At 68.8% G+C, this 19,714-nt stretch carries 20 protein-coding genes; 7 read left to right on the plus strand and 13 right to left on the minus strand.

Going from position 1 to position 19,714, the window contains the following annotated elements:
* Window positions 1-75: 75 nt before the first annotated feature.
* The 6 genes from CWT12_RS00710 to CWT12_RS00735 all read right to left on the minus strand — a co-directional run bounded on the left by CWT12_RS00710 (window position 76) and on the right by CWT12_RS00735 (window position 4,675).
* Window positions 76-864 (minus strand): Sir2 family NAD-dependent protein deacetylase, encoded by a 789-nt coding sequence (locus CWT12_RS00710; RefSeq protein ID WP_161925216.1) that lies wholly within the window; start codon window positions 862-864, stop codon window positions 76-78.
* A gap of 69 nt (window positions 865-933) precedes the next feature.
* A complete protein-coding gene (locus tag CWT12_RS00715) occupies window positions 934-1,674 on the minus strand; it encodes a glutamine amidotransferase (protein ID WP_161923299.1) in 741 nt (246 codons plus the stop codon).
* Between the two features lie 129 nt (window positions 1,675-1,803).
* A complete protein-coding gene (locus CWT12_RS00720; RefSeq protein WP_161923300.1) occupies window positions 1,804-2,151 on the minus strand; it encodes a DUF4190 domain-containing protein in 348 nt (115 codons plus the stop codon).
* Window positions 2,152-2,229: 78 nt separating this feature from the next.
* Entirely contained in the window at window positions 2,230-2,892 is a 663-nt protein-coding gene (locus CWT12_RS00725; protein ID WP_161923301.1) for a LytR C-terminal domain-containing protein, read from the minus strand.
* Between the two features lie 92 nt (window positions 2,893-2,984).
* Entirely contained in the window at window positions 2,985-3,488 is a 504-nt protein-coding gene (locus tag CWT12_RS00730) for a hypothetical protein (RefSeq protein WP_161923302.1), read from the minus strand.
* Between the two features lie 71 nt (window positions 3,489-3,559).
* Complete coding sequence (locus CWT12_RS00735) at window positions 3,560-4,675, minus strand: DUF6177 family protein (protein WP_161923303.1); 1,116 nt, start codon at window positions 4,673-4,675, stop codon at window positions 3,560-3,562.
* A gap of 246 nt (window positions 4,676-4,921) precedes the next feature.
* On the opposite strand from CWT12_RS00735, the gene CWT12_RS00740 reads away from it, so the two are divergent.
* From CWT12_RS00740 to CWT12_RS00770, 7 genes are all read left to right on the plus strand, one after another.
* The gene (locus tag CWT12_RS00740) at window positions 4,922-5,257 is read left to right on the plus strand and encodes a hypothetical protein (protein WP_161923304.1); all 336 of its coding nucleotides are present in this window, start codon (window positions 4,922-4,924) and stop codon (window positions 5,255-5,257) included.
* A 99-nt stretch (window positions 5,258-5,356) separates the two neighbouring features.
* Window positions 5,357-5,668, plus strand: coding sequence for a pore-forming ESAT-6 family protein (locus CWT12_RS00745; RefSeq protein ID WP_108965449.1), 312 nt, complete (start codon window positions 5,357-5,359; stop codon window positions 5,666-5,668).
* Window positions 5,669-5,673: 5 nt separating this feature from the next.
* Window positions 5,674-6,045, plus strand: a complete 372-nt coding sequence (locus tag CWT12_RS00750) for a DUF6507 family protein (protein WP_161923305.1) — start codon at window positions 5,674-5,676, stop codon at window positions 6,043-6,045.
* Window positions 6,046-6,072: 27 nt separating this feature from the next.
* Window positions 6,073-8,499 carry a DNA/RNA non-specific endonuclease gene (locus CWT12_RS00755; RefSeq protein WP_161923306.1) on the plus strand — a complete coding sequence of 809 codons (2,427 nt, stop codon included), beginning with the start codon at window positions 6,073-6,075 and terminating at the stop codon, window positions 8,497-8,499.
* A 34-nt stretch (window positions 8,500-8,533) separates the two neighbouring features.
* The gene (locus CWT12_RS13610) at window positions 8,534-9,031 is read left to right on the plus strand and encodes a hypothetical protein (protein WP_237564228.1); all 498 of its coding nucleotides are present in this window, start codon (window positions 8,534-8,536) and stop codon (window positions 9,029-9,031) included.
* A gap of 546 nt (window positions 9,032-9,577) precedes the next feature.
* Window positions 9,578-10,003, plus strand: coding sequence for a hypothetical protein (locus tag CWT12_RS00765; RefSeq protein ID WP_161923307.1), 426 nt, complete (start codon window positions 9,578-9,580; stop codon window positions 10,001-10,003).
* A gap of 337 nt (window positions 10,004-10,340) precedes the next feature.
* Entirely contained in the window at window positions 10,341-10,598 is a 258-nt protein-coding gene (locus CWT12_RS00770; protein WP_161923308.1) for a hypothetical protein, read from the plus strand.
* A gap of 32 nt (window positions 10,599-10,630) precedes the next feature.
* On the opposite strand, the gene eccCa is transcribed toward CWT12_RS00770, so the two are convergent.
* The 7 genes from eccCa to CWT12_RS00805 all read right to left on the minus strand — a co-directional run bounded on the left by eccCa (window position 10,631) and on the right by CWT12_RS00805 (window position 19,581).
* Window positions 10,631-14,632, minus strand: coding sequence for a type VII secretion protein EccCa (eccCa, locus tag CWT12_RS00775; protein WP_161923309.1), 4,002 nt, complete (start codon window positions 14,630-14,632; stop codon window positions 10,631-10,633).
* The gene (locus CWT12_RS00780) at window positions 14,629-14,853 is read right to left on the minus strand and encodes a hypothetical protein (protein WP_161923310.1); all 225 of its coding nucleotides are present in this window, start codon (window positions 14,851-14,853) and stop codon (window positions 14,629-14,631) included. The genes eccCa and CWT12_RS00780 overlap by 4 nt, the downstream gene beginning before the upstream one ends.
* On the minus strand, window positions 14,838-15,626 hold the full coding sequence (locus tag CWT12_RS00785; RefSeq protein ID WP_161923311.1) for a hypothetical protein: 789 nt from the start codon (window positions 15,624-15,626) through the stop codon (window positions 14,838-14,840). Before CWT12_RS00785 ends, CWT12_RS00780 begins: the two co-directional genes overlap by 16 nt.
* Window positions 15,623-16,930: an EsaB/YukD family protein gene (locus CWT12_RS00790; protein WP_161923312.1), complete on the minus strand. Its 1,308-nt coding sequence runs from the start codon at window positions 16,928-16,930 to the stop codon at window positions 15,623-15,625. The genes CWT12_RS00785 and CWT12_RS00790 overlap by 4 nt, the downstream gene beginning before the upstream one ends.
* Entirely contained in the window at window positions 16,927-17,241 is a 315-nt protein-coding gene (locus CWT12_RS00795) for a hypothetical protein (protein ID WP_161923313.1), read from the minus strand. The genes CWT12_RS00790 and CWT12_RS00795 overlap by 4 nt, the downstream gene beginning before the upstream one ends.
* Window positions 17,242-17,313: 72 nt before the next feature.
* Window positions 17,314-18,174 carry a hypothetical protein gene (locus tag CWT12_RS00800; RefSeq protein WP_161923314.1) on the minus strand — a complete coding sequence of 287 codons (861 nt, stop codon included), beginning with the start codon at window positions 18,172-18,174 and terminating at the stop codon, window positions 17,314-17,316.
* Between the two features lie 207 nt (window positions 18,175-18,381).
* On the minus strand, window positions 18,382-19,581 hold the full coding sequence (locus CWT12_RS00805; protein WP_161923315.1) for a PTS transporter subunit IIC: 1,200 nt from the start codon (window positions 19,579-19,581) through the stop codon (window positions 18,382-18,384).
* Window positions 19,582-19,714: the final 133 nt, after the last annotated feature.

Raw genomic sequence — 19,714 nt, forward strand, 5'->3', positions numbered from 1 at the left:
CTGCCGCCCGCGTGCCTGTACACCAGGTCCGCGGGCGGCCTGCATGCAGGCGGATCCGTGGCCCGGGCGGCAGGCTCAGGCTATGAGCCGTTCGGCCAGTGGGGCGAGGAACTCGCTGGTGCCGCCCTCCACGCGAATCGCGGCCAACTCGTCCACGGCCGTCGGGCCGCGGTTGATTACTACTAGTTCGGCGCCGCCGGCCAGTGCCTGCCGCACGATCCACAGGCCCGTGAGCACCGCCAGGCTCGAGCCCGCCACCAGCACGACGTCGCAGTGCCGGGCCGCCTGCATAGCCTCATCCATGACGGCCGGCAGGCTCTCACCGAAGAAGACGATGTCCGGCTTGAGCAGGCCGCCGCACTGCTCGCAGCGGGCCGCCTTGAAGTCGCAGGCCTCGGCGGCGGCCCGGTCGGCCTCCGGGGTGATGGCCACGCGGGCCGGGTCGGTTTCACGCGGGTAGTCGGGGTTCAATGCGGTCAGGCGCGTGTCCAGCTCCGCGCGTGGGGTTATGCGCCCGCAGTCCAGGCATACGACCCGGTCGTAGGCGCCGTGCAGCTCCCACACGGCGCGCTGCCCGGCGCGGGAGTGGAGCCGGTCGACGTTCTGCGTGGCCGTTCCCGTCAGCAGTCCGGCCTCCTCCAGCCGGGCCAGTGCCACATGCCCCGGCGTCGGGACCAGCGGCTCCAGTAGCCGCCAGGTGGAGTGATTGCGGGCCCATACCCACCGGTACCACACCGGGTCGGTGACGAATTGCTGGAAGTCCACCGGCTCCACGGGGGTGGTGCCCATGCCCCGGTAGTCGGGGATGCCGGAGTCAGTGGAGATACCCGCGCCGGTGACGGCGAGGGTGCGGCGGTCGGCCATTACCTCGGCGACGGCTTCGACTGCTGACTGCGTCACGGGTGGTCACGACCGATCCCTGAGCTGGAGGGGCTACTCCTCGCGGCCGAAGTGGCTCACGAAGTTGCGGATGACCTGGCCGGCCACGTGCTCCTGCGAGCTGCGGGCCTCCGCCAGGATGTTGTCCACCAGTCCTGGGTCCCCGTAGCCGGCGTCGGAGTAGACCGAGACGCGCTGGGCGAAGCGCTCGGCGTCGAGCTCCGGATTGAACTGGGTGCCGTAGACGGCCTTACCGACCCGGATCATCTGCACCGGGCAGTCCGCAGAGCTGGCCAGCAGGGTGGCGTGCTCGGGCACCTCCACTGCGCCCTCGTGGTGGCCGACGAAGGCGCTGAAGGTCTGCGGCATCCCCGCCAGCAGCGGGTCCTGGCGGCCCGCGGCGGTCAGGTAGACGTCAGTAGTGCCGAGCTGCTCGCCGAACTCGCGGGAAGTGGCGGTGCCCAGGTAGCCGGCGAGCACCTCCAGGCCGAAGCCGGTGGCGAGCACGGGCACCCCCTCCCTCAGGGACACGGCCAGCAGCTCCCGCACCTGCTCCTCCACGCGCAGCTGGGTGCGCGTCTTGGCGGCCTCGGGGGTGGAGATGTCGTAGGGGCTGCCGCCGATGAAGACGCCGGAAACGTCCTCGGCTGAGAAAGAGCCGGAGTAGTCGACCTCCTCCAGGAGGATGTGCTGGAGGTATTCCGGCTGGAGGCCGCCCTGGGCGAGGAAGGAGTCGTATTCGCTCTGCGCGGCTTCAAGCTCGGGACGCGTCGAGACCATGATGAAGGGCTTCACGCGATTACCATACGGGTTTTCTTGCTCGTGGAGCGCGCCGCGCACGGGTGGGGCGGCCCACCCGGCGATGAGGGCGTACCGGCTCACTAGCGGGGCGGCTGTGGCTCACCGGCGCCAGGCGGCGTGGGGTCAGCTCATCTGGGTGATCAGCCACCACAGCCATAGCCAGCCGGCGGTGGTGGCTGCGCCGACGACGATTGCGAACCACGCCTGTCCGTGCCCGGTGTCGTAGCTGTCGCGTATGCGGCGCAGCGCAAAAATACCCAGGCCGAGGGCGAGTAGGCCCACGCCGGGGATGGGACTGAGGACGGCGCATACGAGGGCGGCGACCGCGGCAGGCTCGGTGCGCTGCCGGGGCGCCTGGTAGCCGGGGCCGGCGAAGATCTCCCGCGGATTGAGTTTCTCCGTTCCCGGGAAGACGAAGTCGGCTGGGACGATCCGGGCGGGGTCGACGACGTCGGGTTGCTCGGGGCTCATGACTTCATCGTGCCACGGATCGACCGGTCTGGGACTGCACGCGGATCAGCCCGCCAGGTGGGGTCGGGGAGCGAAGCGTCAATCGTCTGTGCCGACGGTGTTCTCGGTGCCTGCCCCGCTGCCCGCCTCGGCCGCCTCCGTGGAGGTGGTGGCGGTGACGCAGCCGGTGGGGGCGGAGACCACCTCCCCGGTCTTGAGCTGGCCGATCTCCTCCACGGAGAGGATGCCGGTGGAGTACTGCTCGCCCAGCACCACGGACACAGCGGGGTCGTCCGCGTCCTGTGTCTCATCAATCTGCACGACTACGGAGCCGGTGAAAGCGCGCGCGAGGGTGTAGGCATTGGTCAGGCCGGCGGGGGACGTGGTCAGCTGTACGTCGCCGCTGTAGTCTCCCTTGGGCCAGTCCGCCGTGTTGTTCACAGTCAGCCCGGCGTCACCGAGGGTGTCGGCCACGCCGCCGGCCAGGCCCATGGTGTTGGTGCCGTTGTAGACGTTGACGGGGATTGACGTGATCTCCACGGTGGTGGCGTCGGTGGGTGGGCAGGGCTGCACCAGGGGCGTGGTGTCCTCCTCCGCGGTTGAGAAGCCCGGATCGTAGATGGCAGGCAGTATGCCGCTCCAGACCATCAGGCCCACCACGGTCACTGCGGCCATGGCCGTCAGCACACCGCCGATCACGATTGTCTGCCGGCGCTTGAGGCGGCGCCGGTACTCGGCATAGGGATCGGCGGAAGTGCTCACGCCCTCAGGGTAGTGGACGGCTCGGGCTCGCGGGGCGTTGGCGGCGCAGCACCCTAGTGCGAACCTGTTCCGATACCGGTGCGCGATACGGGCTAGCCGCGGCCTGGTCCGCTGGTGGGCCAGTCAATGGCGGGCCAGTCAATGGTGGCGCGCCGCCACTGCTCCTGGGCGGCGCGAGTCGGCCTCCACCGCCCCTCCTCGGTCACGCGCCACCACCAGGGCTCCGGTACGGGCAGGACTGAGCCCTCGCTGACTGCTACACCGTGGAACATGATGCCGACGTCGATGGGCACCTGGGTGAACACGTCGCAGCGTTCCTCCCAGGGCACCAGGAACTGGTTGATGACGTACGGTGGCTCCCAGTCCCGCGGGAAGTCGACCTGGAATATGCGGGTGAGTTCGCGCGCGTCGGCAACCAGGCTCGGTCTCACGATCTCCAGGCTGGGGCGGAGGTCGGAGAAGTCCGTGAAGATGGCTACGGCGGCGTTGTCCGCGGTACGGGTGTAGGTGGCGGTGATGTCGCGGGCAAGCGCCAGGCTGACGACGTCCAGGACCTCAGGCACTTCCTGGGTGACTGCGGTGATAATGCGGGGCACTGCTGCTACTCCTTGAAGTCTGAGAAGTCCGAGTGGATGCGAGCTGACGTATATGGGGCGTATGGGGCGAGTCAGGTCTGCTGCGCGGCGGGGCCATGGTTGTTGGGCGTGCTGCCCTCCACCCCGAGGGCGCGCCTGACGTTCCCGGCGTCGCCGTCCAGGGTGTGCACCAGGTTCAGCAGCGGGCCCCAGTCGGCGTCGAAGTTGGATTCAAGGGGCACCAGCAGGCCGCGGCGGCGGCCGTAGCCGGCGGTCTGGCCGCCGTGGGCGGCGGCCACTCGCGCGGCGTCGACGCCGAGCTGTCGCATACCCGGGGCGCCGATGAGCACGGCTAGGGGCGTGGGCGGGCGCCTCACGGTCACTGGCAGGGAGGTATCGGCGCGGGCGTAGGTGCGCATGGCGAGCGCGAACTGCGGCTTAGCCTGCTCGGCCACTGCCCGGAACAGTGCCATGGCCCGGTCGCGGAATGCGGTGGGTGGTGTGGCCCCGGCAAGGTTCAGCTCCACGTACTCCTCCAGGCCGTTGTTGGTGCGGGAGGCGGTGAGGGTGCCAGTAAGGGTGCCGTTGTAGCCGTGGCCGGCCAGCACCAGGTGGACGGTGGGCATGTGCGCGCGGCAGAAGCCTGTTAGCGCGTCGCGGTCCCAGAATGCGCCGGCAGGCTCGTAGCCGCCCCAGGAAAGCTCGGCGTCGGGTAGCAGCTGCTCGGTGACCAGTTCCACGACGCCGCCTAGCCGGGTGCTGCGACGGGTGGGGTGATAGGCGGAGATTGACACGGTGAGGATGGGGCGGACGTCTCGCTGCACCATGTGCCGCGGGGATACCGTCAGCTGCTGCTGCTCCAGGACCTCGAGGGTCTGCCCGAGCTGCGGGATCAGGCGGCCGGAGCGCAGCTCACGGTAGGTGGGGCCCTCCTGGACGAGCACGATGGTGCCGGTTGCGTCGGTGAGGCGGTCGAAGGCGGGAGTGACGGTGCTGTTCTCGGGGACTACCAGGATGGTCCGTTGGGAGCTTCCGGCGGTGCGGTGCAGCAGGTCCGCCAGCGGCTCGGTCAGGGCGACGACGGGGCCGGGGAGCCTGGTTACCCTGGCGCGGTTGCCGATCTGGGCGTCGAGCATAGGGTGCGTCATCTTGAAGGTGGGCTGCTCGGCCCGGGGCCCGCCGGGCAGGGCGAATGTTCCATGAGGCATGGGTGGGCGTGGCTCCTTCCGGGGACGGGCGAAGAGGGATTGCGGTGGATGTCGCGGCGCGCCGCACCGGACTGAGTTCGCATGGGTTGTGCGCACCGACTCGCGGCAGACGTTACTCTTGCGTGACTGCTGACGGAGTGCAATGCTACGCGACGTAGCCGCCCCGGCGGCCCCGCAGTCCCGATTCGGTACTTGTATCGGGCTGTATTACACCTGCAATTGATTCCTTCCTGAGGGGCACAACACATGAAGTTCGACATGGGCGCGTCCACGCTGACGACGCTGACCAAGCAGACCTCCTCCTCCAATGAGGACCTGGGCGCGCTGGTCAAGGAGCTGGTCGCTGCGGCGGAGCCGCTGGAGGGCCGCTTCAACGGCAGCGGGCGGGCCGCCTTCGACGGATTCAAGGCCCGCACGGATGAGGTCTCGGCAGAGCTGAACGCCTCCTTGGCGGCTGTTCTGGGTGGTATCAGCGGCATGGACATCGCATTCACGCAGGGTGAGCAGGAGATGGTGGATACCACCCGTGCTGCCGAGGGCTCGGTGAGCTTCGACTCCGCGCGCTTCGGATCTGCTCGCTGAGTCGGCTTGGAACGACCTGCCGGTAGGCGTCGGAGAGGCCGACGTTGATCAAGAAGACTTCCACGATTGAGTAAGTTGTGTCCTCAAGGAGGGACGAGTATGGCCAACCAGATTGACAAGCGCTCCTACGACGTCGGCGCCTCACAGGAGGTGCAGGCGAACTTTGAGCGGGTCGCCTCGCGGCTCGAGAGCCTGATCAACCAGCGTGACAGCGACGTCAAGACCGCCATGGCCCAGTACCAGGCCGATGGCGTCTCGGATGAGTACCAGGCCAAGGAGCTGCGCTGGAAGAATGCAGCGGGCGAGGTGCGGGGGATCATTGCCACGCTGCGGCAGTCGATGCAGACCACGGATGAGGGCGCTCAGTCCACGCTGCAGCGCGCCCGCCAGGCCGTGGATGAGATCGGCTGACGGCGGTGTCGGCCTGGGACATCGATCCTGACGGCGTGGCGCAGGTGCTGTCTGATGAGCAGGCGCTGGTGGACTCCACCCCGGGTCAGGAGGGCGATTTCACCACCTCCCTGAACGGCGTCAGCGATGAGTTGGGAAACGTGGTCACGCCGTGCGCCGAGGCCAGCGGCATGGGTACGGACTCCAATGGGGAGGAACTCATGCAGTCAGCGCTCGTGGCTAAAGCGGTCATCGATTGGATCGATACGCACAAGCCGGACTTCGAGTCCGTCACCACGACGATCAGTAACGTGTTGAACAACGCCGTTAAGGCGGTCAACGCCTACCAGCAGCACGATGAGGCGTCCGCGCTGGAGTTCCAGCGCCAGGCCCATTGATATCCCCCGACGTAGTGAGTTGACCCTATGGCTACCCCCTTTGATGAGACGAAGATCCCCGCTGTGGACTTCGACGTCGACTCGCTGAGCACTGCGGCGACGAACCTGAAGACGAAGGCAGGTGACCTGCGTACCTCCGGCTCGGACATCAAGACCAAGTGGGCGGGCATCCAGAACGTGTACAAGGCACCCGAGCAGGAGACCTTGTATGCCGCCATGGATCCGGTGGCGACGGACACCGACACGCTGGCCTCCGCCCTGGAGAGCATGGCCGGATATCTGTCCACCTTTGCGGAGTCGATGTCCGGCATCAAGTCGCGGGCACAGACCTTGAAAGCGGCTGCGGCCGCCTTCAAGGCGAAGATCAAGGACAACCCGGAGTGGGACCATGATCAGGACCTGGTAGATGAGAACAACGGCCTGGTCATCACTGCCAACGGCATCCAGGTGGACATGTGGGATGCTGAACGGACCTGCGCCAACAACATCCGCGCCCTGGACGGCCTGGAGGGCTATCACGCCAACCCCACGGGTGACGACGACGAGCTCGGCTACGGCTACTCGGAGATCCCCGATGACGCCGAGGGCCAGGCTTGGGGCAGCCCGGTGGACCGGCAGGACGCCTGCCCGAAGAAGGCTGCGGTGTCCACCAAGCGTTTCCTGTGGGACGGGCTTGTGTGTGAGGGCCTGGGCGGCATGGTCAACGGCGTGCTGAATCTGGGCGGGGCTGAGTTCGAGGGCAGTGACGGCTTCACCCACGACGGCGAGCGTTTTGCCGCCACATGGCGGGGCATGAGCATGCTGCTCGGCTTCACCTGGAATGAGGACGGCAGTTATGCGGGCTGGCATCCCTCGCCTACGGCAACGGGCGCTTGGAAGGAGACTGCAAAAGGCTTCGTCTGCTGGGACGTGTGGGAGGATGACCCGGCCCGCGCAGCGGGCGGATTAGTGTTCAATGTCCTCTCCCTCGCACTTCCAGGTGCAGGCATCGCCACCAAGGTCACCTCCGGCGCCTCGAAGACAGGTAGGGCCGCGCGCTGGGCTGCTGTGGTGGGCAAGGTGCTGAACTACCTGGACCCGCTTGGCATAGTGGTGGACATTACGTTGGGCAAGGGCTTCAAGGTTGTTCTGGGCAAAGTTGATCTGGACTTTACTGATCTTGACCTGCCTGGCCGCAGGGGTAGGGCGGACGGCGCCACCGACGCCAGTGTCGACGTCGACGCTCGCACCGATCTGCCTGACACGGGTGTAGATGTTGACGGTGGAGTGCGGAGCTCACGTACCCACGGTGATGGGAGTAATCAGACTCCGGATCTGGACGGGATTGATCTGGGCCGCAGCGACGTGGATGCGCCCGGCACGCGGCGTACCCCGGACATGGACGCCGCTCCTGATGCGCCCGATGCTCCGCATGCACGCGGTGGTGATGGGGGCGACGTGCCGGAGGGCGGCCGTAGGCCGGATGCCGATGCGACGCCCGACGGTGGCAGGGGTCCTGATGGGGATGTGAATCCGGACGGGCGCACCCCCGATGCGGATGCGCCTGATGGGGTGCGTCGGACGCATGACGGTGATGCGGCTTCTGATGGCGGCCGCACGCCGGACGGGGATGGGGCCGCGTCGGATGGGGAGCGCTCGCCGGAGGTCAAGGACTCGCCCGACACCGAGCAGCGCACGCCGGACTATGACCCGGATAAGGATGCGTTCAACCGGGAGCATCGTCCCAGCACGGAGCAGACGGTAAAGGTTGATGCCGACAGTCCGCTGGTGCCTAAGCCGACTAAGCCCTTTGCCAAGGGTGTGGACTTGGAGCCGAACACCTGCTACGAGGTAGAGGGACGCGGAAAGTACTACACCAACGACGCCGGTGAGATTGTGCATGTGGAGGCGGACTCGGCGGTGCAGCGGCAGACGTGGATGGGTCGGACGTCCACGACGATGAATCCGGATTTGAAGGATCCGTTGCCGAATGCGACGTATACGGTGGATGGGAAGTTCCACTATACGACTGATGATTGGGGTCGTACGGTGCGTCTTCAGGTGGATCGTCTGGATGTGGTTGATGCTGATGCGACGTATGAGTCGAGGGCGGTGCAGCGGCGGATAGGCCATTATGGTGATGGTCTGGGTGGTGGCTTCCAGGGTGGTCACCTTGGTGGTAAGCGGTTCGGTGCGCCGCCGGAGGACATTAACGTGGTGCCGATGAAAGAGTCGGTGAACGGTAATCATCCGGGTAGCTTCTATGAGTTGGAGCAGAGGATCGCTGACAACCCGGGCAACTACCGGAACATCGACATCCGTATCGAGTACGACGGACCGCCCGCAAACGCCGACTCAGTGACCAGGCTGGGGGACGTGAACCCGGTAGACAGAGTACCGACGAAGTTTGCGGTTGAGTGGCTCGATGGGAATGGGATGTTGCAGTCAAAGGAGTTCGGAAACGCTAATTCGTAGCCACGTGAGTTAGGCGTAGAGAAAGGTTGAGGGCATGAAGAAAGTCGATCCGGATGAACTCTTTAAGCGCGTTGAACTTGAGTTCCGAGCTTGGCTCGACGAGACTGGCGCGAACAATGCGAGTATTGAGACTAACGGGATTGGTCTCACGCAATCCAAAGTTGCTTGGCTTGTTCGCGACGGTGCCAAAGAGTCGGCGAGGATTCCTTGGGAGTTAAGCTCGCCGCAGGGCGATCTTCGCCGCGCTCAGGTTGTTCCTGGTCGTGGGGCGTGGACGTGGTGTCACTTGTGGATGGATGCGTCTGATGGGGTGTTGCATCAGGAGTGTGATTGGATGCGTGAGCCGGATTTTGGTTCGGTGCCTGCGGGTGCGGGTGAGTACGCGATTGAGCTGGACATCTATCCGCGTGATCCTGAGTATATTCCGGAGTGGCTGGCTGAGCGTGCTGCGGCGTATGAGAAGCGCAAGGCGCGTAATGCTCGTCGTCGTGAGGCGCGTCGTCGTAAGCGTGAGCAGGAGCGCGGCGAGTGAGCTGAAGCGGCGGCGGAATCCTGGTGTGTCCAAATCCATGACAAACACGCTCGGGGGCGTTGACTTCCTGGGAGGAAACGTTGGAATCATGCGGACGCCGGATTGGCTTCGGTGGGTGTAGACGGTGTTTGTCATAGATTGTGACAGGCTCCAGGCGCACACGCCTCCACGGCCACCCACCCTAGGACGGTAAGTCTCGTTGGAGGTGACGGGGGCCAACGCGACCGCGGACCCGATTTGGTGTCCGGATTCGGGACAAGCGGCGGTGCCGGCCTCGGCCGGCGGCAGCAGAACCGCAGAACCGCGTGATTTCAACTACTTCTGCGCAGGGGCCAGGTGGCAGGTGTCTAGGTGTCCCGGAGTCGTTTGTCCGGGTCCCGGACACAAGCTCGGCCCGGAGCGGCTGGAACGCAGCTTGGAAATCGTTTCGGACGATCGTGACGCATGTGACCCCGCTCTGGGATGCGGTGCGTCTTCGTTCGCGGTAGTGTCGTTTTGGTAAACGCCGATGCCAGTTTGACCCGAGCAGAGTAGAGGCAGGAACTCATGACCGAGTGGTCCTTCGAAGCACAGATGCAGGCCGTCGAGGCGCTGTCTGACGCCTGCGCACGCTGGATGCGCTCCGCCCACGTGGAGGAGATGTCCATCGAGGTCCAGGCCGTGGGCACCCGCGCCGGCGTGCGCAGCCGTGCGCTGCGCTCCTCCGGGCTAATGCGCCGCGGCGGTTGGGAGGACAACATCGTGCCACGGGAGGTCGTCGAGCCCGCCGTCAAGGTGCGCATCGCCATGGCCCGGCCCGGCGGCGGAGCCTGGACCAGGGGCGTGTTCACCATGAACAAGCAGGACTACCAGCTGATCTCCGACTTCGACTACGACCACGAACCCGTCCTCAACCCGCCCTACACCCCCGAGGATGTCGCCCAAGAGCTTCAGCTCTTCCCCGCGACCCCAAAGCGACCCCGGAATGGATGAAGCAGAGCCGGTGAGCAGCCCCTACCCTGACTATCCCGTCTCGCCACAGTTTCCCCAGCAGCGGGCCTCGGTGCCGCCCACACAGGCTCAGCCCGTACCCGGCGGCCCATACCCAGCGAACCAGGTGCCGTACCCGGTCCCGCCCGGGACACCGCAGCAGGTGCCGCCCCCGCCCTATGGCGGGCCGTACCACCCGCAGGCGCGGCCCCGGCCAACGGCCGCAATCGCTTGGTTCATGGGGCTATTCGTATTCGGCTTCTATCCCGGCGTCGGAGCGATCATAACGTCGGTCATTATGATCGCCGTTGGCTTGAACTGCCGTAAGGATCCCGAACCTGTGCGGACGAATGGCACGGCCGCCGCGAGCTGGGGAATCAACTATCTACTGGCTACCATCGTGTTCCTCGGTAGCTTCCTTGTGTACTTGTTCGCCTTCATGCCTGATGACGGTTCAGACGACTTCCTACCGTGGGGGCTGCCGGTTCTGGCCTGGCTGCTCATCTCCCTGATCCACGTGATCATCTGCATCGCCTTCGGCGTCCGGGCGAGCCGCGGCAAGGTCGTGCCGTTCCGCGGCATCCCCTTCATCAAGTAGCCGGGCACCCCGGCCTCGGGTCGGCATGAAGCTCACTCGCCGGTCGGCGTGAAGTCGCCGACCTGAACCAGGCGCGGCTTGCGTCCCCGACGCACCCACCAGCCGCGCCCGGGCCGCAGATGCTCCGCCCGCACACCGCCGATAAGCGCGCCCTCGCCGCGGTCACCGTCCATGATCAGGCCGGTCGCCCCGGTGTCCCGCAGCGCCTGCAGCAGCTGGTCGTACAAGGCCCGCGAGGCACCGGCCACCGGCCGGGCCAGCACCACATTCAGGCGCAGATCCCGCGCCGAGGACAAGAACGGGATGACCGGCCCCAGTGGCCCGTTGCCGCCTGAGGACAGGATGTCATAGTCGTCCACCACCAGCACGATCCGCGGCCCTTCCACCGCCTCACCCGCCGCCAGGGCATCGGAGCGGCGCTGCAGCTCCTGCGCGATCGACGCCGACAGCCCGCCGGCCAGCGCCGTCGACGTCGCGTGCCCACCCAGGAACGCCTCCGGGCAGGCCCCGGCCGTCGTCCGCCGCACGTCATAGACGCCCACCACCAGCTCATCGGGCGTGTGCCGCTCCACCAGCGACTCGATCACGCCGCGCAACACAGTGCTCTTGCCGCAGCCCGGATCGCCCAACACCAGTAGATGCGGGTCACGCCCTCCAAGGTCCAAATTGATCGGCGTCATCGTGTCCTGGAACAGTCCCAGCGGCAGTAGCTCCGGTTCCTGCTCACCGTCGGGCAAGTCCGCCGGGTCAATACTCTCCGGCAGCATGCGCACGGGTGCCGGCAGCGGCCCCGACCACGCATCGCCGATCTGCTCCGCCAGCGCCTGCAGGGCCGCACCGACGCCGTCCGACAGGTCGGCATCCTCGACCACCGGCAGCGCCACCTGGGCGAACAGCCTGTCCGTGCGCAGCACCCGGCCCGGCGTATCCGCCCGCAGTGTGGCCGAGAGCTTGCGCGCCACCAGCGAATCCGCCGGATCGTTCAGCCGCAGCTCCAGGCGGGTGCCCACCAGCGACTGCTGCGACATGCGCAGGTCGTTCCCGCGCGACAGCGTCATCACCGCATGCACCCCCAAACCACCGCCACGCCGCAGCACCTCATCCAGCGGGTCCTCCAGCTCCGGGAAGTCCGAGCGCAGCAGCCCCAGACCGTCCACCAGCAGCACCACGTCCGCGCTGGCCAGCTCGGGCAACTCGCCCGCGGCGTGCCGGGCGCGCAGCACCTCCAGGGAGTCGATGTGACGGGCGGCCAGAACCCGCTCGCGCTGGTCCAGCATCGCCACCACCTCCTCCAGTACGCGGCGCATGCGCTCCCGGTCCCCGCGCGTGGCCACCCCGCCCACATTCGGCAGCGCCGCCAGCCGCGACAACCCGCCTCCGGTGGCATCCACCCCGTAGAAGGCGAGCCGATCCGGGGCATGGGTCAGTGCTGCCGCCGTGGCGAGCGTCCACAGGAACGTGGTGCGGCCGCTCTGCGGCGCCCCAACCACGGCCACGTGCCCGCCGCCCACAGTCAGGTCCGCCAGCCACGGCTGCTGGCGCTGGCGGGCGGGATCATCCACCAGCCCCACCGGCACCCTGGGTCCGGGACCTAGAGGGGCGGGCGCCCGCAACCCGACGGCGTCGCGCCGCAAAGGTCCGCCAAGCACGCTCGTCAGCGGCAGACGGGCAGGCAGCGGCTGCAGCCATACCGGCGCCATGGGCTCAGCGGTCCGGCTCAGCTGAGCCACCACGGCATCCACCACCGTCTGCCGTGTGGTGTGCCCCTCCGGGACGACGGCCTGCGCCGCCGTCGGCTCCTCGGCCTCCAGGCCGTTGTACACCGGCAGCAGCAGCGGCACCTGCTCCTCACGGTCGGCAGGGGCGGGCTCGGCCTCCACCTCCTCCACCGGGCCGGAGACGTAGCCGGCCCGGAAGCGCGTGAACACGCTAGTGTCCACCTTCAAGTACCCGTACCCGGGGGAGGCGGGCAGGTGGAATGCATCCGGCACCCCAATCACCGTGGAGGACTCCCCCTCGGTGAAGGTACGTAGGCAGATCCGGTAGGACAGGTAGGTGTCCAGACCCCGCAGCTTGCCGCCCTCAATACGCTGGCTTGACAGCAGCAGATGCACGCCTATGGACCGGCCGATGCGCCCAATCGTCAGCAGCAGGTCCACGAAGTCAGGATTCGCCGTCAGCAGCTCCCCGAACTCGTCGATGATGACGAACAGGTGCGGCATGGGCGCCATCTCCGGATGCTCCTCGCGCAGCCGCCGATAGTGGGCGATATCGGGGGAGGAGCCAGCATCCCGCAGCTGCTTCTGCCGACGCACCACCTCACCGGCGATCGAGGCGCGCGCCCGCTCGATGAGCCCGGCGTCGTCGGCCAGGTTATCCATCAGCCCCACCACGTGCGGCAGGGAGGCGAAGGGCGCGAAGGCGGCGCCACCCTTGTAGTCAACCAAGATCATCGACAGGTCCTCCGGGCCGTGGCCGACGGCGAGCGCAGTCACCAGGGTGCGCAGCAGCTCGGACTTGCCAGAACCGGTCGCGCCCACGCACAGCCCGTGCGGCCCGACCCCCAGCTGGGCCGACTCCTTCAGGTCCAGCAGCACCAGTTCATGGTTGTCATCGGTTCCCAGCGGCACCCGCAGGAAGTCACGGGCCGAGCGGGGCCGCCAGGCCGCGGGCACATCAATGCGCCTGGGATCGTCCACTCCCAGCAGGTCAGCCAGCGAGGTGGCGGAGGTGTCTTCCACTTCCCGCTCGGCGGCCGCCCCCAGCGACAGCGGCGCCAGCGCCCGGCACACGCCCTCAGCGGCCGCCGGGCCCAACTCGTCGGGGGTCACCACGGTGGGCGGGATCGGGGCGGCGTCATTATCGATCCTGCCTGAGGCGTCAGTGACCGGCCGCAGGTCCTCCACCAGCACCGTGCCGTCCTCACGCACCGTCAGCCGCAGCGACGGGTCGGAGGGCTCATCCAGACGGTCGGTGACCAGGTGAAGGACGGTCGCCCCCACGTCCTGCGCCCGCAGGGAGGCGTCGGGGATCGCCAGGGACTGGGCCGGCCCCTCGGCGTCGACGACGGCGAGCAGCCGGGTCCGACGCCGCTGCGCGCCGCCCGTCCCGATTCGCGCCACCTGCGCAGCGGCCTTCGCGGCGGCGGCGATCTCGGGCCGCAGCACCCGCTCCAGGTCCTGCTGGTCCGCCCCCACTCGACGCATCGCCACCGGACCGTCGAAGGCACCATGAATGCGCAGGTGGGGGAGCCGGGCCACGCCCTCCCACACCCGCGCCACGGACTTGTCATAGGCGAGCGCGATGTGCAGGTCCTCCGGGGCGTGATGCACCGCCGCCTGCACCAGCAGGGTGCGGGCCAGGGCGCGGGTGACCTCCCGGGGACCGATCAGTGACACCTCGCCGGCCGCGTCAAGATCAACGGTGGCGGGCATCGCGTACTGCACCGCGTAGCTGTCCACCAAGGTCTGCGCCTCCCGCACCAGCAGGGGATCAGCCTGGGCCACGGCGTCAGAGCGGGGCATGGCTGCGAGCGGATGAGGCAGGTCGGCGGTACCCAGCCGCAGCCGCAGGAAGTCACTATCGGTGCGACGTCGCTCCCAGCGCCGGTCGGGGGAGATCGCCCAGGAGGCCAGCGCCTGCGGGGCGGGGTGGGCCTGGTAGGCGTGCTTGCGCAGCTGACCGGCGGCGGCCTCCAGGACGCCCGCGGCGTCCGCGAGCGAGTCGAGGTAGCGCTCGCGGTGCTCACGGCGTTGGCGGGCCTGCCCGTTACGGCGGGACAAGGTGGCAGCCAGCATGCCGATCATGGTCACGAGCATCACCACCGAGCCGAGGATCGCGAAGATCAGGTTGGACCGCAGCAGCGTCATCATCAGCATGGATGAGCCGGCCCCGGCCAGGGGCAGCATCATCTGGAACGGGAACCCCTGACCCGCGCCGGTATCGGACAGCTGCGGGGGCGCGGGCAGCACCATCGGCTCGGGCAGCTCCAGCGGGCGGTGCAGGCGCCCGGGGCGGTGGACGGTGCGGATCATGCCTCACCTCCCGCAGCGGTTCGTGCAGTGCCTTGCGCAGACCGGGCAGCCGCATCCACTGCGCGCGCGGCCAGTGAGGAGAAGGCGAAGCTGGTAGGACGCCGCAGGGGAGTGGGACCGGGACGCCCCAGCGCGGTGTCATACGGGACTAGCACCTCGTCGGGGTGCAGGCGTGGGATGAGCGGGTGCCCGGGGGAGGTGGCGACTACTGCGTGCAGCACGACGGGAGACCGGCGCTCCAGGCCGGGGCAGCGGGGGCCGTGCCGGGTAGACCGTCAGCGGCGTCGGCCTCAGTGCTCATCACACCGGCCGGGCGGTTGGGCAGGGCATCGTTGAGCACCTTGTTGAGCCTCCCTACGAGTATGCGGCTGCGCTCGACCTCGCGGCGCCGTGCCGGGGACACCAGCACAATCGCGTGGTGAAGCTGGGCAATCTCCGCCAGCGCGGCGGGGGACAGGAGACCGAACTCGGTCAGGCAGGTATCGAAGAAGTGCCCCAGCTCGCGCCGTGCCCTATGCCACGCCTGTAGCGGTGCCATGTCCGCCGACGTGGCCCGCAGGCAGGAAGTCAGGCCATCCGGCCCGCAGCCAGCCGCGCCGCGTAGCACCGGCCCGCTCTCCGCTGGAGGCACCGCGGCGGGCACAGGATCCGCCAGGGGCCAGGAGCGGGAGAAGGGCAGCTGGTCGGCGGCGGAGTCAGGGCCTGGCGATGCGGACAGCAGCAGCGCCGGCGCCCGCCTGGCGCGGGTCAGCGCCCCGGTCAGCTGCAGGGCCACGGTGGTGGCCCCACATGCAGGCACCAACGGCACCACGGCAATACGGCAGGTCAGCGGCAGCGGCTGCGTCAGGTCCCGATGTGTCTGCGCAGCGGCGCGGCGCCACGCAGGCGCCCCGGTCAGCACCAGGGCGCACAGGTCAAGTGGGCGGCGCAGGCGGTCCATAAGGGCGGCGTCTGCGCGGCGCTTTAGCGCGCTCCGCAACTCCGGCGCGGTCATGAGAACAGCCCCAGGAGGTGGGTGAAGAGCCCGTCGAGGCCGCAAAGCAGCGGCACCGTGGCGATGGTGGCCGCCGCCTCCAGCATGTCACCCAGGCGGCGCAGGCGCACGCGGGTCTGATCGGCGCTCTGGTAGAGGGCGGCTGCCGCCAGCACCAGGACGACGACGGCCAGCAGCGCGCCACGCTGCGGCCACGGCAGCGGGGAGGCCAGTATCAGCGGCGCCGGCAGGCAGGCCAGCCACAGCGCAATGACCTCTGCCCGCAGCGGGAAGGCGCGTGAGCGCAGAGCTGCGGCAACCACCACGGCCACGGCCAGCCAGTGAGCCCACGGATCCTCCTGCCGCGCCAGGCTCGCCGTCGCCCATGCCAGCGCGGCTGCTGCCACCAGGCAGGAGACCAGCAGCGAGTCGTGGGCGGCGGACAGGCTGCGCCGGGCACGATCGCGTGGTGGCAGCACCCCGGTCAAGGCCGTGTCATCCAGCCGGGCCGCACCGGAGACCAGCAGCGCGACCCACGGCAGGCAGCCTGCCAGTACCAGCGCGAGCACCGCCAGGACGCCGTGGGCCAGCTTCGTGGTGGGGCTCAGGGCGGCCACAAGCATCCAGACGCCCTCGGCGCCGAGCCCGATGGCGGCTCCCGCGATCCAACCGGGGCGGTCGAGCGCCAGTCCCAGGGCGGCCGTCACCAACAGGACCAGGGCCAGGGCTGCGAGCACCCCGGATTCGGTTCCGATCCTCGCCAGGGTGAGGCTCTGCGCCGCCAGCAGCCCCAGCAGCAGGCAGGCGCCCAGGACGTCGGCGCCCGACGGGCCGGTACCGCCACGCCGGAGCACGACTACGGCGGAGAGCAAAAGCAGGCTCACAAGCGCCACCCAGGTGTGCGCCGTCGGCGTGAGTGCTTGGAGCTCGGGCCAGGTGGCGAGCGCGGTTAGAACGCCGATGAGGATGCCGACCCCGAGCGGACGGTCCGTGCGCCGCCACCTACCGGGATGCGCCTCGGTGAGATCTGCCATGGCCTCGCTCAGGTCGGACACGCGCGCGGGTGGCGGAATCTCGTCGTCGGCCACAACGCGCAAGACCTCGCCGTCGAGCACTTCCTGGGCGGCCAGGTCCAGCTCGGGGTCCACCAGGCGGCCGTCGGCGCGCACAAGGCGCAGCGCCAGCGGGGTGCCGGAGTGGCTGGACTGGTCGCCCAGGAGGGACAGCAGCGTCGGCATCTGAGTGCCGACCGGCTCGGTGGAGGGCACAACCAGCTCGGCCCGCGACCGGTCTGCCACAAGGGTAATGCGGGTGTAGGGGATCATTGCTCTGCTTCCTGGGATGCCTGTGCCGCTGCATCCGTCGGCTGGGGAGGTGCGGGCGCCACGGTGGCGCTGTCCGTGGGGGTACTTGTGCTTCCGCCCGGGGTACTGCGGATCGAGTCCAGGTGCGTGGAGACGTAGGCGTAGCCCACGCAGCCACTGCACGCAAGGGCAGCGACCACGAGTGACGCGATCAGCCGGGGCGCCTGAGCCCGGCTCCTCCCCGGCGTGCGGCCACGTTCCAGGGCGTCGCGCAGGCGCGCATGGTGCACGCGCGCGGAGTCGAGGACCGCCTGCTCGTTCTCACGCGGCATGGGCGTTGTCCACCTGACTGGGTCGGCTGGGCGGCGTCACCGCGCCGCATGCGGTTGGGGCTGGTGCCGGGTTCATCCGACCATCCTTGAGGGGGTTTCGGAGTCGGGGTCCGTGAAGCCCAGGTCTTGCCGGGCGCGCGCACGCTCCCGCTCCCTCTCCTTGGCCCTGAGCGCCTTACGGGTGACGCGGGGTGGGGCGGGTGCCTGCGGCAGGGGCTCGGTGACCGGTTGCTGAGCGGGCTCGGGAGGCGGTGGGGGTGGAGGTGCCGGCTGCGGTGGCACAGCGGGCGGCAGCGGCATGGATGTCGGCTGGGTTGCTTGCGCCGGCACTGCGCGCAGCGCAGGCGGTGTCTTGGCGGGTGAAGGTGCGGTCGTGGCTGGCTCGGCCGGCGTCGGCGTGATCATGGGAGATGCCGGGGGAGCTGCGATCCGCTGCGGCTCGGCGGGCGTCGGCGTGATCATGGGAGATGCCGGGGGAGCCGTGATCCGCTGCGGCTCGGCCGGAGGCTGCGGGGGCGCAGACGCCGCACTCGCCTCCAGGGCTCGGGCGGCCGACGCGTCAAGGTCGTCCAGGGTCCCGCGCGACGGATCCGGGCCCTGCCGGACGTCCAGCACAGCGGCGCCGGCCGCTGCGCCTAGGCGCGCAAGTGGCAGCAGGGAACGCGCCGTCCCGGTGGGGAGCCCGGCGTCGGCGTCGACGGTGCGCAGTCCCAGCAGGCGGCCGCCGACAGCTCTGCCGTACAGGCAGTGGCTCACGAGCTGTGCCAGGAGCAGGCCGAGCGCCCCCAGTACGAGCGCAAGCCTGAGCAGTGCCGGCCCCGGCACAACTAGGCCGACAGCCAGGGGTAGCAGCACGATGGCAAGGTCAATCGCAATACTCTCCGCAACCACCTGCCGCGGTGCCGGTCGGCAGCCGACAGGGAGTGGCGGCATTGCCGCGTATGGAGTCTGTGAGGCCTGTGAGGTCAAGTTCTACCTCCTTCACCCGGGTCAGGGCTGTTTCGGGTGACGCGGGGGCCGCCACCGAATGACAATCGCGTTTCGATTACGAGTATGGCACGGATGTGCTCATAGTCGTATGTGGGGTTGCATGCATTGCCGACGGCGAGCGCGTCGCAGGGTGACGGGGTAGTGGAGAACTCAGGCTGCGGCCAGCGCCATATCGCCGGGGCGGATCCAGCCGCGGGCGCGCATGAACTCGCTGATGGCCAGGGTGAGCACCGCCGGGGCCACGAACTGGAACAGCACGATCGTGGCCAGCAGCTGTCCTGTGGGCATGGCGCTGCTCATGGTCTGCCAGGTCATGATCTGACCGACCAGCCCGGCCGAGCCCATCCCCGAGCCGACGGCGTTGGACTCCAGGTGCAACAAGGCGGTCGCCACCGGCCCGAGCAGCGCCGACGCCAGCGTGGGCGGCACCCAGATAAGTGGTCGGCGCAGGATGTTCGGCATCTGCAGCATGGAGGTGCCCAGGCCCTGCGCCAGCAGCCCGGACCAGCGGTTCTCCCGGAAAGAGGCGACGGCGAAGCCCACCATCTGGGTGGTGCAGCCGATCGTCGCTGCCCCGGCGGCGATGCCGGACAGTCCCAGGATCACGCCGAGGGCCGCCGAGGAGATCGGCAGGGTCAGCACCATCCCCATGATGACGGCGACGATCACGCCCATCAGCAGCGGCTGCCGCTCGGTGCCCCAGTTGACCAGCTGCCCCAGCGCCGTCATGGCGGAGGAGATGGGCGGGCCTACCAGCAGCCCGACGCCGCCGCCCACGACGACGGTGGTCAACGGCGTCACCAGGATGTCCACCGGCGTCCTGCCGGAGACCAGGCGGCCGACCTCGATGGCCACGCACGCCGCCACGAAGGCGCCCAGTGGCTCACCCGGGCCGCGCAGCAGCAGGGCGGTGCTGACGTCGTCGGTCAGGATGGCGCTGCCGGACAGCAGGCCGGACGCCTGGGCGCCGACCTGCCCGACGGCGGCCGCGGAGATGGTGACGAAGGCGTCGGCCCCCAGGCGGCGGGCCGTGCCCAGGCCGATGCCGGCGCCGGTGATTGAGGAGGCCACTCGCCCCATCAGCACGATGAGGCCGCCGACCGTCCCGGGGATGAAGGCTCCGATCTGGGTGAGGATCGTGCCGATGATCAGGGTGGCGAACAGGCCGTGCGCCATGCCGGTCAGGCCCTCGATGAAGAAGCGGTTGCCGAAGGCGCGCAGCCAGTCCAGCGGGCCGTGCCCCTCGGCGGCGGCAGCTGAGTAGGGGGCCGTGGCGGCCTTGCCCGTGGCGGTGTTGTTGCTGGTGGCGGCGGACTTGCTGGCGGGGATGGGCTTGGAGGATGCGGACATGGGGCCTCCCCTGGATGGCGGGACGGCGTGGGAGCGCGCGTCCGCGCTAGGTGTCAAGACACTCAAAGGATAGCCGAGAGCCGTCAGGTGTCATGACACAAGTTGCGTGAGCCGCCTCTCCCGTGCGCGTGGC

The sequence above is a fragment of the Actinomyces sp. 432 genome (assembly GCF_009930875.1).
In the GTDB taxonomy this organism is placed as follows: Bacteria; Actinomycetota; Actinomycetes; order Actinomycetales; family Actinomycetaceae; genus Actinomyces.

Coding starts and splice junctions, on each gene's coding strand:
- CWT12_RS00720 (WP_161923300.1), bottom strand. CDS start 2,151: ATGAGCCCCGAGCAACCCGACGTCGTCGACCCCGCCCGGATCGTCCCA.
- CWT12_RS00735 (WP_161923303.1), bottom strand. CDS start 4,675: ATGCCTCATGGAACATTCGCCCTGCCCGGCGGGCCCCGGGCCGAGCAG.
- CWT12_RS00765 (WP_161923307.1), top strand. CDS start 9,578: ATGACCGAGTGGTCCTTCGAAGCACAGATGCAGGCCGTCGAGGCGCTG.
- CWT12_RS00740 (WP_161923304.1), top strand. CDS start 4,922: ATGAAGTTCGACATGGGCGCGTCCACGCTGACGACGCTGACCAAGCAG.
- CWT12_RS00785 (WP_161923311.1), bottom strand. CDS start 15,626: ATGACCGCGCCGGAGTTGCGGAGCGCGCTAAAGCGCCGCGCAGACGCC.
- CWT12_RS00795 (WP_161923313.1), bottom strand. CDS start 17,241: ATGCCGCGTGAGAACGAGCAGGCGGTCCTCGACTCCGCGCGCGTGCAC.
- CWT12_RS00755 (WP_161923306.1), top strand. CDS start 6,073: ATGGCTACCCCCTTTGATGAGACGAAGATCCCCGCTGTGGACTTCGAC.
- CWT12_RS00745 (WP_108965449.1), top strand. CDS start 5,357: ATGGCCAACCAGATTGACAAGCGCTCCTACGACGTCGGCGCCTCACAG.
- CWT12_RS13610 (WP_237564228.1), top strand. CDS start 8,534: ATGAAGAAAGTCGATCCGGATGAACTCTTTAAGCGCGTTGAACTTGAG.
- CWT12_RS00710 (WP_161925216.1), bottom strand. CDS start 864: ATGGCCGACCGCCGCACCCTCGCCGTCACCGGCGCGGGTATCTCCACT.
- CWT12_RS00805 (WP_161923315.1), bottom strand. CDS start 19,581: ATGTCCGCATCCTCCAAGCCCATCCCCGCCAGCAAGTCCGCCGCCACC.
- eccCa (WP_161923309.1), bottom strand. CDS start 14,632: ATGATCCGCACCGTCCACCGCCCCGGGCGCCTGCACCGCCCGCTGGAG.
- CWT12_RS00800 (WP_161923314.1), bottom strand. CDS start 18,174: ATGCCGCCACTCCCTGTCGGCTGCCGACCGGCACCGCGGCAGGTGGTT.
- CWT12_RS00790 (WP_161923312.1), bottom strand. CDS start 16,930: ATGATCCCCTACACCCGCATTACCCTTGTGGCAGACCGGTCGCGGGCC.